We start from the raw sequence: 13,798 nt of genomic DNA, 5'->3' as shown, positions 1-13,798 counted from the left end.
GTGGCGACGGGATCCATGGCGTCCTTCGGGGCGGAGATCGACGGTGGGTCCTCGACGCTACCCCCGACTAGTTTGGAGCCGACGCCGACCCGAGGAGGCACCGTGGACTTCGCCCTGTCCGACGAGGAACGCGCGATCCGCGACACCGTCCGCGCGTTCGTCACCCGCGAGGTGATGCCGCTGGAGGCGGAGCTGCTGCGTCGCGAACGCGCCCACCGCCCCGGCCTGGACCGCACCGAGCTGCGCGAACTCCAGCTCAAGGCGAAGACGTTCGGCTTCTGGGGGCTGGCCACTCCGGAGGAGTACGGCGGGATGGCGCTGCCGGCGGTCACGCAGTCGTTGATCTGGACGGAGCTGGGGCGCAGCTTCGTGCCGTTCCGCTTCGGCGGCGAGGCCGACAACATCCTGTTTCACGCCACCGAGGCGCAGAAGCGCGAGTTCCTGCTCCCCACCATCGCCGGCGACCGGATCTCCTGCTTCGCCATCACCGAGCCCGGGGCCGGCTCGGACGCGGCGAACATCAAGCTGCGCGCCCGCCGCGACGGCGACGACTGGATCCTCGACGGCGAGAAGACGTTCATCACAGGCGGCAACGACGCCGACTTCGCCATCGTGGTGGCGGTCACCGACCCGGAGAAGGGTGCCCGGCGCGGCGGCGCGACCGCGTTCCTGGTCGACCGCGCGATGGGCTGGCGGTCGGAGTTCATCCCGACGATGGGCGAGGGCGGCCCCGCCGCGCTGGTCTTCGACGGCGTACGGGTGCCGCACCGCAACATCCTCGGCGAGATCGGTCAGGGCTTCACGCTCGGCATGGAGTGGATCGGCAAGGGCCGCTACACCATCCCCTCGCACGCGATCGGCATCGCCGAGCGGGCTCTCCAGATGGCGATCGACCATGCCAACACCCGGGAGACGTTCGGCGCGCCGATCGCCACCAACCAGGCCATCCAGTGGATGATCGCCGACTCGGAGACCGAACTGGAGGCCGCCCGCTGGCTGATCCTGCGCTCGGCCTGGACCGTCGACCAGGGGCTGGACCCCCGGCACGCCTCCTCGATGGGCAAGCTCTACGGCGCCGGCATGGTCAACCGGGTGGTGGACCGGGTGCTCCAGATCCACGGCGGCATGGGCTACACCCGGGAGCTGCCGATCGAGCGCTGGTACCGGCAGGTGCGCCTGTACCGCATCTTCGAGGGCACCGACGAGATGCAGCGGCTGATCATCGCGCGGGACCTGCTGCGCGGCTACACGAGGATCGGCGGCCACCTGGCCTGAACCGGGGTGTCCGAACCCTGACGGAGAGCAACCGGAGACGCTCGCGACACGTGTCTCCGGCACAACCACCGGCAGGCAGAAGGGACGCTCATGCGCACTCGAATCAGAGCCCTCGCGGCGGCGATGGCCGTCGTCACGTTCGGCACACTCGCCGTTTCGACCGGGCCGGCGTCGGCCAACGTCAGCCAGGGGTACATCGCGGGCTCCGGCACCTGGACCGACGACTGGGGGGACGAGGGTCCCGTCTCCGCGTCGACGCGCTCGCACAGCAACGTCGTCGCCATGTGGCAGATGATCCTGTGGGCCGACGGGTATCTCGCCCGCTCCGGCGTCGACTGCCGGTTCGGGCCGGCCACGACGGCCGCCACCAAGCAGTGGCAGAGCGCCCGAGGTCTCGTCAGCGACGGCGTCGTCGGCTCCAGGACGCTGGCCAAGGCGGCGACCCGCCTCGGCGTCTGGGAGGGCGAGGGGTGGTACTACTACGACGGTGTCGGCAGCAGGCTCGTCCACCTCGGACGCCAGGCGGACGGCAGGTGGGACATGAGCCTCGGTCCCGACCTCGAGTGGCGGTTGCTCTCCTACACGTCCGCGAACTTCAGCATCTGCTCCTGAAGGCGGGCGGGGCGGCCGGCGTCCCACTCCGGGCACGCCGGCCGCCCCGCCCGGTCAGTCGGTCAGCGCCTCCAGTGCCAGGTCCACGTCCGCCTCGGTGGTGTAGAGGTGGAACGAGGCGCGCACCCGACCGGCCCGCACCGCCGCCCGTACCCCGGCCCGGGCCAGCTTCTCCTGCGCGTCCGGCACCTCGACGGTGACGATCGCGCTGTCGCCGGGTGGTCGCCCCAGCCCGGCCAGGAACCGGTTGGCCAGCGCCACGTCGTGGTCGCGCACCGCCACCGGGTCGAGCTCGGCGAGCAGTTCCAGCGCCGGCGCCGCACCGGCGTAGCAGAGCCAGGACGGGGAGATGTCGAACCGGCGGGCGTCGTCGGCCAGCCGCAGCGGCAGGCCGTAGAAGGAGGCGCTCGGGTCGCGGCCGGCGTACCAACCGGCGGCGTCGGCACGCATCCGCTCGCGCAGCGCCGGGGCCAGGTAGGCGAAGGCCGAGCCGCGCGGCGCCATCAACCACTTGTACGCCCCCACCAGCACCGCGTCCGCCCGGTCCGCCGCGAACGGCAGCCATCCGCAGGCCTGGGTGGCGTCGACCACCACCAACGCATCGTGCGCCCGGGCCGCCGCGACGATCTCGTCGTACGGGGCGACCGTGCCGTCGGCGGACTGCACCAGGCTGAACGCCACCAGGTCGGTGTCGGCGTCGATGGCGTCGACCAGACCGTCGAGCGGGACGGTGCGCACCCGCACGCCGCGCTCCTCCTGCACCAACCAGGGGAACAGGATCGAGGTGAACTCGACCTCGGGCACCACCACCGTGGCCCCCGCCGGCAGCGACGCCGCGATCGGCGCCGCCAACTGGGAGACGGCCGCGCCGATGCTCACGTCGGCCGGGTCCACGCCGACCAGCCGGGCGAACGCGGCCCGGGAACGCCCGACCGACTCGTCCCACACCTCGAACGACACCCGGCCGGTCCGCCAGTCGGCGAGCACCTGCTGCATCGCCGTCCACACCGGATCGGGCGGCAACCCGTAGGTGGCGGTGTTCAACCAGCCCGGCTCCGGTTGCCACAACTTCCGTGCCTGCTCCAGCTCCATGTCACCGACGCTAACCACCCCACCCCTCCACCCGACACCGCCAATCCCACCCCCGTGGCCCACCCCTGCCCTCCCTGCCCTTCCCTCCCATCCCTCCCTTCCCCACCCTCCCCTCGCCGATCTTGCGGTTTCGGCCCCTGCGGTGGGTGCTTCGCCCGTTTCGCCGGGGCAGAAAGTGCAAGATCACGCGAGAGGGCGGGGCGGGGTCAGGGGGTGGTGGAGGTGGCGAGGGGGCGGTCGGGGGCCGGTGGGGTTCCGGGGTCGGCGGGGCGGTCGTCGTCCTCGTCGAGCATGCTGGTCTCGTCGAACGGGCGGTCGCCGGAGAGCACGGCGCGGGCCTGGTCCCGGTCGAACTCCCCGGTCCAGGTGCCGACCAGCACGGTCGCCACCGCGTTGCCGGCGAAGTTGGTCAGCGCCCGGGCCTCGGACATGAACCGGTCGATGCCGACGATGAGGCCGACGCCGTCGACCAGGTCCGGCCGGTGCGACTGGAGGCCACCGGCCAGCGTGGCCAGCCCGGCGCCGGTCACGCCGGCCGCGCCCTTGGACGCGATCACCATGAACACCAACAGCGAGATCTGCTCCCCGACCGCGAGCGGCTTGCCCAGCGCGTCGGCCACGAAGAGCGCGGCCATGGTCAGGTAGATCGCGGTGCCGTCGAGGTTGAAGGAGTAGCCGGTGGGGACCGTGATGCCGACGACCGGCCGGCTGACGCCGACGTGCTCCATCTTCGCGATCAGCCGGGGCAGCGCCGACTCCGACGACGAGGTGGACAGGATCAGCAGGAACTCGCGGCCCAGGTAACGCAGCAGCGAGAAGATCGAGATCCGGGCGATCAGGCGCAGCAGCAGGCCGAGCACCACGATCACGAAGATCAGGCAGGTGGCGTAGAAGCCGAGCATGATCTGCGCCAGGCTCTTCAGCGCGTCCACGCCGGTGGCGCCGACCACCGCCGCCATCGCGCCGAACGCGCCGATCGGCGCCAGCCACATGATCATCGCCAGCACCTTGAAGACCAGGCGCTGGAGCACGCCGATCGCCCGCAGCACCGGCTCGCCCCGGCGGCCCATGCCCTGCACCGCGAAGCCGACCAGCAGCGCCACCAGCAGGGTCTGCAACACCTCGCCCTCGGTCAGCGCGGAGACCAGCGTGGTCGGGATGATGCCGAGCAGGAAGTCGACGGTGCCGCCGCCCTCCTCGCCGGCCGCGGACCGGCCCGCGTCGGCCACGTCCGGCCCCAGGTCCAGGCCGGCGCCGGGGTGGATGACGTTGCCGACCACCAGGCCGATGGCCAGCGCCACGGTGGACATGACCAGGAAGTAGCCGAGCGCGAGACCGCCGACCTTGCCCACCTTGGCCGCCTGCCGGACGGAGCCGACCCCGAGCACGATGGTGCAGAAGATGACCGGGCTGATCATCATCTTGATCAGGTTCACGAAGCCGGTGCCGAGCGGTTTCAGCGCCTTGCCGACGTCCGGTGCGAGCAGGCCGACCACGATGCCGGCGACGACGGCGGCGATGACCGCCAGGTAGAGGTACCGGGTCCGGTCCCGGCGGGCCGGCCGGACGTCCTCGGGGGCGGAGGTGGTGGTGTCCATGCCCATACTGTGAGGCAGGTCTCATCGATCCGCACGAGGGGCGGGCAGGTCCGCGAGCACGGTCGCCAGCTCCGCCCGGACCCGGTCCAGCCGCCAGGCGGCCAGTTCGGGCAGGGCGTGCCGCGCCCGCAGTCGCCGCGCCGCCGCCAGCCCGACCAGGTAGCCGCTGCGCGCGGGCAGGTCGCCGCGCAGCGGCGAGTCCCGCGTGCGGAACCAGGCGGCGTGGTGGTCCGGGTCGGTGGCGTCCAGGTCGGCCCGGACCCGGCCCAGGATCTCCGGCCAGCGGCGGCGACACTCGTCCAGCCAGGCCCGGTGGCCGGGGCGGCCGAACCAGAGGTACGCCTCCGGCGGCCGGCCCGGGTCGAGTTCGGCGGTGACCTGGGTGGCCAGCCCTTCGGCGAAGAGTTGGTTCGCCACCCCGTGCTCGGGCCAGCCGCGGATCCCGGCCCACCGGTCGTGCACCACGTGCGCGGCCTCGTGCCGAACCAGCAGCCCGATGTCCTCCGGTGGGCCGAGGCGCTCGACGGCGAGGAAGAGCGCGTAGCGACCGCCCAGGTCGTCGGCCCAGCCGTTGGCCTGGTGCAGCCCGACCAGCACCACGCACTCGACCGGTCCACCCGCGCCGGACCAGCCCAGCGCGCCGGCCGCGTCCGCGACGGCGGCGGGCAGCAGTGCGCGTACCGCCTCGGTGCGGGCGGCCAGGTCGGCGACCCGGTCGCGGAGCCCGGCCACGGCGGCGGTCACGGACGCCGGTTCGGACCAGTCGCCGTCCCGGTCGAGCATCCGGAACACGTCCGGGTGCCGGTCGAGGTAGCCGGACCGCCAGTGCCGCGGCCAGCTGTCGGCCGGCGCGGACCGGCATTCGCGCAGGCAGGCCAGCGCGTCGGGCACGAGATTACGGACGTGCAGCAGATGATCGGGTGGCATCCCTTCGATGCTGCCCGATCACCGGCCGGACCGCTCGGTCAGCTCACGTTGGCCGGGCCCAGGACGCTCTTCAGGTCACCCATCAGCGCGGTGGTCGCGGCGACCCGGAACGGCCCGAGACGCAGCGTGGTGACCTTGCCGCCGTTGAGCAGCTTGACGTGCACCTCGGTGTCGCCGGGGTGCAGCACCAGCGTCTCCTTGAGCCGCTCGACGAGCGGCGGCGTGCAGCGGTGCACCGGGATGGTCAGCGTGACCGGCTTGGTCCCCGGGTTGCTGGTGACGTCCGGCATGGACATGTCCATCGCCATGATCCGGGGGGTGTCGTCGCGGCGGTCCACCCGGCCCTTGACCACCACGATCGCGTCCTCGGCGATGTACTGCCCGATCACCTCGTAGGTGTTGGGGAAGAACAGCGTCTCGACGCCGCCGGCGAGGTCTTCGAGCGTGGCCGAGGCCCAGGCCCGGCCCTGCTTGGTGACCCGGCGCTGCACGCCGGAGAGGATGCCGGCGAGGGTGACCACCGCGCCGTCGGGCACGGTGCCCTCCTCGGACAGCGCGGCGATGGTGGTGTCGGCCGCCGCGCCGAGCACGTGTTCCAGGCCGAACAGCGGGTGGTCGGAGACGTACAGGCCGAGCATCTCGCGCTCGAACGCCAGCTTGTCGCGCTTGTCCCACTCGCTGTCCGCGATGACCGGCATGACCGTGGTGCTGCCGCCGGCGTCCGCGTCGCCGAACCCGGCGCCGAACAGGTCGTACTGGCCGACCGCCTCCTTGCGCTTGACGTCGGCGTACGCGTCGATGGCGTCGGCGTGCACGGCGAGCAGGGCCTTGCGCGGGTGCTTCAACGAGTCGAACGCGCCGGCCTTGATCAGCGATTCGATGGTCTTCTTGTTGCAGGCCACCGCGTCGACCTTGGAGAGGAAGTCGTAGAAGTCGGCGTACTCGCCCTTCTCCTCACGGCACCGCATGATCGAGGCGACCACGTTCGCGCCGACGTTGCGGACCGCGCCGAGGCCGAAGCGGATCTCCTTGCCGACCGGGGTGAACGGGCCGGCGGAGGTGTTCACGTCCGGCGGCAGGACCTGGATCCGCATCCGGCGGCACTCGGACAGGTAGAGCGCCATCTTGTCCTTGTCGTCGCCGACGGAGGTGAGCAGCGCCGCCATGTATTCCGCCGGGTAGTGCGCCTTCAGGTAGGCGGTCCAGTACGACACCAGGCCGTACGCGGCGGAGTGGGCCTTGTTGAACGCGTAGCCGGCGAACGGCACCAGGACGTCCCACACCGCCTGGATGGCGTCGTCGGGGTAGCCGCGCTCGCGGCAGCCGTCCCGGAACGGGACGAACTCCTTGTCCAGGATCTCCTTCTTCTTCTTGCCCATCGCGCGGCGCAGCAGGTCGGCCTGGCCGAGCGTGTAGCCGGCGAGGATCTGCGCGGCGCGCTGCACCTGCTCCTGGTAGACGATCAGGCCGTAGGTGGGGGCGAGGATCTCGCGCAGCGGCTCCTCCAGCGCCGGGTGGATCGGGGTGATCTCCTGGAGGCCGTTCTTGCGCAGCGCGTAGTTGGTGTGCGAGTCCACGCCCATCGGGCCGGGCCGGTAGAGCGCCAGCACGGCGGAGATGTCCTCGAAGTTGTCCGGCTTCATCATCCGCAGCAGCGAGCGCATCGGCCCGCCGTCGAGCTGGAACACGCCCAGCGTGTCGCCGCGGGCGAGCAGCTCGTACGCCGGCTTGTCGTCCAGCGGCAGGCCGAGCAGGTCCAGCTCCTTGCCGTGGTTGAGCTGGATGTTCTTCACCGCGTCGTCGATGATGGTCAGGTTGCGCAGGCCGAGGAAGTCCATCTTCAGCAGCCCGAGCGACTCGCAGGTCGGGTAGTCGAACTGCGTGATGATGACGCCGTCGGCGTCGCGCCGCATCAGCGGGATGTGCTCGATGATCGGCTCGGCGGACATGATGACGCCGGCCGCGTGCACACCGGTCTGCCGGATCAGGCCCTCGATGCCCTTCGCGGTCTCGATGACCTTCTTGACGTCCGGGTCGGTCTCGTAGAGGCCGCGGATCTCACCCGCCTCGGCGTAGCGCGGGTGCTTCGGGTCGAAGATGCCGGAGAGCGGGATGTCCTTGCCCATCACCGCCGGGGGCATGGCCTTGGTGATCCGGTCGCCGACCGCGTACGGGAAGCCGAGGACCCGGGCCGAGTCCTTGATCGCGGCCTTCGCCTTGATCGTGCCGAACGTGGCGATCTGCGCGACCTTGTCCTCACCCCACTTGTCGGTCACGTACTTGATCACCTCGCCGCGCCGACGCTCGTCGAAGTCGATGTCGACATCCGGCATCGAGACGCGCTCGGGGTTGAGGAACCGCTCGAAGATCAGGCCGTGCGGGATCGGGTCCAGGTCGGTGATGCCCAACGCGTACGCGACGAGCGAGCCGGCCGCCGAGCCACGGCCGGGGCCGACCGCGATGCCCTGACTCTTCGCCCACTGGATGAAGTCGGCGACCACGAGGAAGTAGGACGGGAAGCCCATCTGGATGATGACGCCCAGCTCGTACTCGGCCTGGACGACGTGGCCCTCCGGGATGCCGTTCGGGAAGCGGCGCTTGAGCCCGGCGAACGTCTCCTTGCGGAACCAGGACTCCTCGGTCTCGCCGTCCGGGATCGGGAACCGCGGCATCAGGTTGTGGAACGTGAACATGCCGGTCGGGTCGACCTTCTCGGCCACCAGCAGCGTGTTGCGGCAGCCCTGCTGCCACAGCTCGGACGAGTCGACCGCGCGCATCTGGTCGGCGGACTTGACGAAGTAGCCGCCGCCCTCGAAGCGGAACCGGTTGGGGTCGGCGACGTTGCTGCCGGTCTGCACGCAGAGCAGCACGTCGTGCGCCTCGGCCTGCGCCTCGTGCGTGTAGTGCGAGTCGTTGGTGACCACCGGCGGGATGTCGAGCTTGTGGGCGATCTCGGTGAGCCCGTCGCGGACCCGGCGCTCGATGTCGAGGCCGTGGTCCATGATCTCCAGGAAGTAGTTCTCCTTGCCGAAGATGTCCTGGTACGCGGCGGCGACCTTGAGCGCCTCGTCGAACTGGCCGAGCCGCAGCCGGGTCTGCACCGCGCCGGAGGGGCAGCCGGTGGTGGCCATGATGCCCTCGGCGTGCTCGGCGATCAGCTCCATGTCCATCCGGGGCCACTTGACGTAGTGGCCCTCCATCGAGGCGCGGGAGTTGAGCCGGAACATGTTGTGCAGGCCGGTGCGGTTCGCCGCCCACATGGTCATGTGGGTGATGGCGCCGTTGCCGGAGACGTCGTCGCTCTTCTGCTCGGGGCGCCCCCACTTCACCCGCGCCTTGTGGAAGCGCGACTCCGGCGCCACGTACGCCTCGACGCCGAGGATGGGCTTGACGCCGGCGGCCATGGCCTGCTTGTAGAAGTCGTTCGCGCCGTGCATGTTGCCGTGGTCGGTGATCGCCACGGCCGGCATGCCGAGCCGCGCCGCCTCGGCGAACAGGTCCTTGAGGCGGGCCGCACCGTCGAGCATCGAGTACTCGGTGTGTACGTGCAGATGCGCGAACGAATCGCCCATGCGTGGCGCCCCCCGGGTTGTGGATCAAGCTGCGTCGGAGTCGACCGACCCACCCTACCGAGGTGATCTCGGCGGCTCCATTGGCCACGCGGGCGGCGGTGGTGGCCGTCTCTCCGACGACCCAGCAGGTACACCACACGATGCTGTATCCGGTTGCCATAGTGTGTGCCACACAGTATCGTGTGACGCATGGTCAGCGACGAGGTCCTCCGGACCCATCTCCAGGAGCTGCGACGCGGCACGGTCGTGGTGGCCAGCCTGGTCGCCCTGCGCCGCCCCGACTACGGCTACGCCCTGCTGCAACGATTGGCCGCGCACGGCTTCGCGGTCGACGCCAACACGCTCTACCCGCTGCTGCGCCGGCTCGAGGAACAGGGCCTGCTCACCAGCGAGTGGAACACCGAGGAGAGCCGGCCGCGCAAGTTCTACCGCACCAGCGACGACGGCGAGACGGTGCTGGGCCGCCTGCTCGACGACCTGACCGCGGTGCGGACGTCCGTCACCCAGTTGATCGAAGGAGTAGGGCGATGAGTTCCCTGACCGACCGTTACCTGGCGGCCACGCTGCGGACCGTGCCCGCGCCGCGCCGCGCCGAACTCGCCGAGGAGCTGCGCGCCTCCATCGCCGACATGATCGACGACCGGACCGCCGGCGGGCAGGACCACGCCGCCGCCGAACGCGAGGTGCTCACCGAGCTGGGCCGCCCCGAGCAGCTCGCCGCCCGCTACAGCGACCGCACGCTCCAGCTCATCGGCCCGCGCTACTACCTGCTCTGGTGGCGGCTGCTGCGCACCCTGCTCACCTGGATCCCGGCGGCGGTCGGCGTGATCACCGGGCTCGTCACGGCCACCGTCGGCGACGAGCCCGGCCGGGCCATCGGCGCGGCGATCTCGGTCGCGCTCCAGACCGCGGTGCAGGTCGCGTTCTGGGTGACGCTGAGCTTCGCCATCCTGGAGCGCACCCGGGCCCCGCTCGGCCTGCCCGAGTGGACCGTCGACCAGCTCCCCGAGGAGAGCCGCGACCGGCAGATCAGCCAGCCGGACAGCGTGGCCTCGGTCGTCTTCCTGCTCGGCACCGTCGCGGTCCTGGTCGGGCAGCACTTCCAGCGCTGGGCCACCGACGACGGCTCCCGGCTGCCGGTGCTCGACCCGGCACTGTGGAGCTTCTGGCTCCCCGCCCTGATCGTGGTGCTGCTGGCCACCGTCGGCCTGGAGGTCGCGAAGTACCGGGCCGGCCGCTGGACCTGGCCGCTGGTGGCGGTCAACGCGCTGCTCAACCTGGCGTTCGCGGGCCCGGTGGTCTGGCTGCTGCTCACCGACCGGCTGCTCAACCCGGAGCTGATCGAACGGTTCACCTGGCTGCGCGACGGCGGGGCGGACGACGTGGCCCGCGTCGCCGTGGTGGTCACCGTGGTCATCGCGATCTGGGACGTGGCCGACAGCATGATCAAGGCGCGGCGGGCCGCCCGCTGAGACGTGCGACGGCCCGGCGCCGCCCGTCGAGGGCGCGCCGGGCCCTCCGGTACGCGGGCCGTCAGCCCGCCGCCTGCCACTCCCGCGCCAGCAGGGCGTAGACCGCCTCGTCGGTCCACTCGCCCTTGACGAACTCGTTCTCCCGCAGGTGCGCCTCGCGACGCATGCCCAACCGTTCCAGCACCCGGGCCGAGGCGGTGTTGCGGGCGTCCAACCGGCCGACGATCCGGTGCAGGCCCAGCCCCTCGAAGCCCAGCCGCAACAACTCCCGGGCCGCCTCCGTCACGTAGCCGTGGCCGGTGTGGTCGGGATGGGCCACGTAACCGATCTCGCCCTGCCGGTGCTCCGCGCTGGTCCAGGTCAGCAGCACGTCGCCGACGAACACGCCGGTGTCCGCCAGCGTCACGGCCAGGTTGAGCACGTCGCCCGGCGCGCGCAACGCGGTGCGCCGGACCAGCCGGTCGATCGCCGCCCGGGCGGCGGCGTCGTCGTACGGCTGGTGGTAGAGGAACCGGGTGACCTCCGGGCGGCCCCGGTAGTCCCGGACCACGGCGAGGTCGTCGGCGGTGAAGGCACGCAGCACCAGGCGCGCGGTGCGCAACGGCAGATCGGGTACGAGCACCCCGGCAGGCTACGGGCTGCCTGCGCCCCGGTCAGCCCGGTTTCGGTGGGCGTGACGCCGGCGGGTCAGGCGACCGACTTCGTGTGGGAGACGAACGCCTGCCAGGAGCGTGGCGTGAAGGCCAGGACCGGGCCCTGCCGATCCTTGCTGTCCCGAACGGCGACCACACCGGGGAGGTTGTCGGCGACCTCCACACAATTGCCCTGGGCACTGCTCCTGGTGCTCGTGCGCCAGGTCGCTTCCGTCAGATCAATCACGGTGTCTCTCCTTGATCTCCTGCATCAGCTTCCGGGATTCCGCCACGCCCAACGCCTGAGCCGCGAGCGCCTTCCAGACTTCCGCGTACGTCCTCACCTCGTCGATCCGGTCGAGGTAGAGCGCACCCGAGAGACCTTCGTTGTAGACCGTCGTCGGCTCGGCCGACCTCGCGCCCTTCGACGGGAAATCGAGAATGACAAAACCGCCGGAAACCACTATATGAGTGATCGCGCCGCCGAGCGGGAGCACGCGGACGGACACGTTCGGCGCGTCGCTGGCCTGCACGAGTTTGTCGATCTGGGCCCGCATTCCGGGCACGTTCTTGTGCAGAAGCGCCTCCTCGATGATCGCGTCCAGCACGGGCGCTGCGGGTCGCTTCCGGATGAGCAGCCGCTGCCGCTCGATGCGCAGCTCCACCACTTTCGCCGCCTCGTCGTCGGAGACGTTCGGCCGCGTTCTGGCCACCTGAGCCGCGTACTCCGGTGTTTGCAGCAGCCCCGGCACCAACGCGTGCTCGTAGGTGCGTAGTCGGCTGGCCGCCGACTCCAGGCCGACGTACAGCTCGAACCAGCGGGGAATCACATCCCCGTAGGCGTGGTACCACCCCTTGCTCTTGGACTCCCGGGCGAGGCTGACGAGAACCTCCGTCATGTCCGGAGGGGCCTGGTAGAGCCGGCACATCTGGTCCACGTCCAGGGCCCGCATGGGCGTCTGCCCGGCCTCGATGCGGTACATCTTGGCGCGCGACCACTCAAGCTCGGCGGCGGCAGCCTCAAGCCCGATGCCCGCCTCCTCCCGGGTCTGCCGCAGCAGGCGGCCCAGCTCGCGCCTCGGCACCGTCGATCCCGCTTCGTTCATCGGCCCGTCCTCGCTGTCTCATCCTGACGCCTCATCCGGCCTGCCGTGAGACGCCTTCCGCATCAACAACCGTCAGTCGCCCCCTGCGGTGACTGTCTCACGGAGAGTGTTGCAGAAGGCACCGACAGTCCCCGATCGTGACGGCAGGAGACCGGAGGTGGGCATGGGGCGGTGGAAGTGGTTCCAGCGGCAGGACGGACCCGTCGACGTGGTGCAGCGCCCGGCTTACGCGCACCGGGGCGGCGCCTACGGCACGCACGGTCCGGGGGCGTCGACAGACGACCCTCCGACGGACCGGCCCGGGGACGGACGAGCCGGCCACGGCACCGGGCACTCGCGGGGCGCGTCGTGACGGGGGCGGAGCAGCGGTTGCCCGAGCCGCCGTTCGCCGTCGTCCTGGCCGGCTACGTCGTCGACCTGCACCATCGGGACGCGTGTTCCCGGTGCCGGCCGGACGGCGGCTGCGAACGGCTCGCCCGGGCCGGGGAGACGCTGCGGGCGTGGCGGGACCGGAAGCGCGGGTGACGCCGCGCTCCGGGGAGCTGCTGGAGATCAGCCGGGCGGCCTCGGTCCAGTTCGTCCGGCCCATCATGTTCCGCGTCATCAGGACACTGGACTGGACCACGTACGACGGGTGGGCCTGGCTGGAGGGTTACGAACTGGACGCCACCGGCGACGCCGTCGCCCGCCGGACCGTCTTCGTCCGGCCGGCGGGCCTACGCCGCCCGTCGACCACCAGCGATCAACCGAAGCGGCGACGCACCGGTACGGCGTAGTGGCGGTATCCCGGGTCTGGGATACCGCCACTACGCCGTGCTGGAATCGATCATGAAGGCGGTCAGGCGATGCGCTCCTGGCCCAACTGCGGTACGAATCTCGCCGCGGTTTCGAAGTCGGCGTCCTGATGCAGCACGACCAGCTTCAGGCGAATCGCGGTTGCGATCACCAAGTGATCGGCCACCGACAGACCCTCATGGGCACTGTGGGTGGCGAGTTCCTGCCGCACTGCGCGCACCATCTGCCATGCGTCCTTCGGCACGGTAACCCAGGGATACACATCGCGAAGCCCGCGCTCGGCCCGATCGTAGGCCTTGGCGTCGGCGATGGTGAGCGTCTCCACGAGCACCGGGTCGCAGATCGCGATCAAGCCGCGACCGGCCGGCTCGGCCCACTTCGGGTCGACCTGACGGCGGACCATTCGGACCAACGTGCTCGTGTCGACGAGGTATCTCATCGATCCAGCTCGTCGAGTTGGTCGAAGTGGAAACCGCCCTCGTCGGCGATCTCTTGGAGGTCTGCCAGCGCGCGCTGCCGGCGCTCACGACTGGACTCCACGGCCTGCCGGAGCGCTTCGGTCACCGTCTCCTTCTTGGTTGCGGTGCCGAGTGCGGCAGTCGCCTCCTCAAGAAGATCCTCATCAAGGTCGAGCAGAGTCTTCGCCATTGAGATACACCTCCCGGACAAGGATTCGTATATCCACGATGCCGCGCTGATGGACGGCGAAACGCCGGA

General features: G+C 70.8%; 15 protein-coding genes. 6 read left to right on the top strand and 9 right to left on the bottom strand.

Annotated features, from left to right (window positions below; all coding sequences use genetic code 11):
- The first annotated feature begins 102 nt into the window (after positions 1-102).
- Entirely contained in the window at positions 103-1,275 is a 1,173-nt protein-coding gene (locus C8054_RS25890) for an acyl-CoA dehydrogenase family protein (protein WP_107161302.1), read from the top strand.
- A gap of 90 nt (positions 1,276-1,365) precedes the next feature.
- A complete protein-coding gene (locus tag C8054_RS25885; RefSeq protein ID WP_107161223.1) occupies positions 1,366-1,887 on the top strand; it encodes a peptidoglycan-binding protein in 522 nt (173 codons plus the stop codon).
- Positions 1,888-1,941: 54 nt separating this feature from the next.
- On the opposite strand, the gene C8054_RS25880 is transcribed toward C8054_RS25885, so the two are convergent.
- From C8054_RS25880 to dnaE, 4 genes are all read right to left on the bottom strand, one after another.
- Positions 1,942-2,979 (bottom strand): aminotransferase class V-fold PLP-dependent enzyme, encoded by a 1,038-nt coding sequence (locus tag C8054_RS25880; RefSeq protein WP_107161221.1) that lies wholly within the window; start codon positions 2,977-2,979, stop codon positions 1,942-1,944.
- A gap of 206 nt (positions 2,980-3,185) precedes the next feature.
- Positions 3,186-4,577, bottom strand: coding sequence for a cation:dicarboxylase symporter family transporter (locus C8054_RS25875; RefSeq protein WP_107161219.1), 1,392 nt, complete (start codon positions 4,575-4,577; stop codon positions 3,186-3,188).
- A 21-nt stretch (positions 4,578-4,598) separates the two neighbouring features.
- Positions 4,599-5,504, bottom strand: a complete 906-nt coding sequence (locus C8054_RS25870; protein WP_107161217.1) for a hypothetical protein — start codon at positions 5,502-5,504, stop codon at positions 4,599-4,601.
- 38 nt (positions 5,505-5,542) lie between these two features.
- Positions 5,543-9,076, bottom strand: coding sequence for a DNA polymerase III subunit alpha (dnaE, locus tag C8054_RS25865; RefSeq protein WP_107161215.1), 3,534 nt, complete (start codon positions 9,074-9,076; stop codon positions 5,543-5,545).
- A 189-nt stretch (positions 9,077-9,265) separates the two neighbouring features.
- Here dnaE and C8054_RS25860 point away from each other — a divergent pair, with 189 nt between their 5' ends.
- Together C8054_RS25860 and C8054_RS25855 are read left to right on the top strand one after the other, a co-directional pair.
- Complete coding sequence (locus tag C8054_RS25860; RefSeq protein ID WP_107161211.1) at positions 9,266-9,607, top strand: PadR family transcriptional regulator; 342 nt, start codon at positions 9,266-9,268, stop codon at positions 9,605-9,607.
- A complete protein-coding gene (locus tag C8054_RS25855) occupies positions 9,604-10,548 on the top strand; it encodes a permease prefix domain 1-containing protein (RefSeq protein ID WP_107161208.1) in 945 nt (314 codons plus the stop codon). The genes C8054_RS25860 and C8054_RS25855 overlap by 4 nt, the downstream gene beginning before the upstream one ends.
- Positions 10,549-10,609: 61 nt before the next feature.
- Here C8054_RS25855 and C8054_RS25850 read toward each other — a convergent pair whose 3' ends face one another.
- The 3 genes from C8054_RS25850 to C8054_RS25840 all read right to left on the bottom strand — a co-directional run bounded on the left by C8054_RS25850 (position 10,610) and on the right by C8054_RS25840 (position 12,286).
- Positions 10,610-11,170 (bottom strand): GNAT family N-acetyltransferase, encoded by a 561-nt coding sequence (locus C8054_RS25850; RefSeq protein WP_107161206.1) that lies wholly within the window; start codon positions 11,168-11,170, stop codon positions 10,610-10,612.
- A gap of 65 nt (positions 11,171-11,235) precedes the next feature.
- A complete protein-coding gene (locus C8054_RS25845; RefSeq protein WP_107161299.1) occupies positions 11,236-11,424 on the bottom strand; it encodes a DUF397 domain-containing protein in 189 nt (62 codons plus the stop codon).
- The gene (locus C8054_RS25840) at positions 11,420-12,286 is read right to left on the bottom strand and encodes a helix-turn-helix transcriptional regulator (protein ID WP_107161204.1); all 867 of its coding nucleotides are present in this window, start codon (positions 12,284-12,286) and stop codon (positions 11,420-11,422) included. Before C8054_RS25840 ends, C8054_RS25845 begins: the two co-directional genes overlap by 5 nt.
- A gap of 348 nt (positions 12,287-12,634) precedes the next feature.
- Between C8054_RS25840 and C8054_RS32125 the strand changes: the two genes are divergently transcribed.
- On the top strand, positions 12,635-12,811 hold the full coding sequence (locus tag C8054_RS32125; protein WP_158273891.1) for a hypothetical protein: 177 nt from the start codon (positions 12,635-12,637) through the stop codon (positions 12,809-12,811).
- Positions 12,808-13,062, top strand: a complete 255-nt coding sequence (locus tag C8054_RS25835) for a hypothetical protein (RefSeq protein ID WP_107161202.1) — start codon at positions 12,808-12,810, stop codon at positions 13,060-13,062. Before C8054_RS32125 ends, C8054_RS25835 begins: the two co-directional genes overlap by 4 nt.
- A gap of 62 nt (positions 13,063-13,124) precedes the next feature.
- Here the strand turns inward: C8054_RS25835 and C8054_RS25830 are convergent, their stop codons facing one another.
- Both C8054_RS25830 and C8054_RS25825 read right to left on the bottom strand, forming a co-directional pair.
- Complete coding sequence (locus tag C8054_RS25830) at positions 13,125-13,520, bottom strand: PIN domain-containing protein (RefSeq protein WP_107161199.1); 396 nt, start codon at positions 13,518-13,520, stop codon at positions 13,125-13,127.
- A complete protein-coding gene (locus C8054_RS25825) occupies positions 13,517-13,729 on the bottom strand; it encodes a type II toxin-antitoxin system VapB family antitoxin (protein ID WP_107161197.1) in 213 nt (70 codons plus the stop codon). The genes C8054_RS25830 and C8054_RS25825 overlap by 4 nt, the downstream gene beginning before the upstream one ends.
- Between the last annotated feature and the right edge of the window lie 69 nt (positions 13,730-13,798).

This window comes from Micromonospora sp. RP3T, assembly GCF_003027925.1.
Lineage (GTDB): Bacteria > Actinomycetota > Actinomycetes > Mycobacteriales > Micromonosporaceae > Micromonospora.
Note: the sequence above shows the minus strand (reverse complement) of the source record. Positions and strands in the feature narration are given on the sequence as shown.

Coding starts and splice junctions, on each gene's coding strand:
- C8054_RS25840 (WP_107161204.1), bottom strand. CDS start 12,286: ATGAACGAAGCGGGATCGACGGTGCCGAGGCGCGAGCTGGGCCGCCTG.
- C8054_RS25830 (WP_107161199.1), bottom strand. CDS start 13,520: ATGAGATACCTCGTCGACACGAGCACGTTGGTCCGAATGGTCCGCCGT.
- C8054_RS25825 (WP_107161197.1), bottom strand. CDS start 13,729: ATGGCGAAGACTCTGCTCGACCTTGATGAGGATCTTCTTGAGGAGGCG.
- dnaE (WP_107161215.1), bottom strand. CDS start 9,076: ATGGGCGATTCGTTCGCGCATCTGCACGTACACACCGAGTACTCGATG.
- C8054_RS25870 (WP_107161217.1), bottom strand. CDS start 5,504: ATGCCACCCGATCATCTGCTGCACGTCCGTAATCTCGTGCCCGACGCG.
- C8054_RS25880 (WP_107161221.1), bottom strand. CDS start 2,979: ATGGAGCTGGAGCAGGCACGGAAGTTGTGGCAACCGGAGCCGGGCTGG.
- C8054_RS25860 (WP_107161211.1), top strand. CDS start 9,266: ATGGTCAGCGACGAGGTCCTCCGGACCCATCTCCAGGAGCTGCGACGC.
- C8054_RS25885 (WP_107161223.1), top strand. CDS start 1,366: ATGCGCACTCGAATCAGAGCCCTCGCGGCGGCGATGGCCGTCGTCACG.
- C8054_RS25855 (WP_107161208.1), top strand. CDS start 9,604: ATGAGTTCCCTGACCGACCGTTACCTGGCGGCCACGCTGCGGACCGTG.
- C8054_RS25875 (WP_107161219.1), bottom strand. CDS start 4,577: ATGGACACCACCACCTCCGCCCCCGAGGACGTCCGGCCGGCCCGCCGG.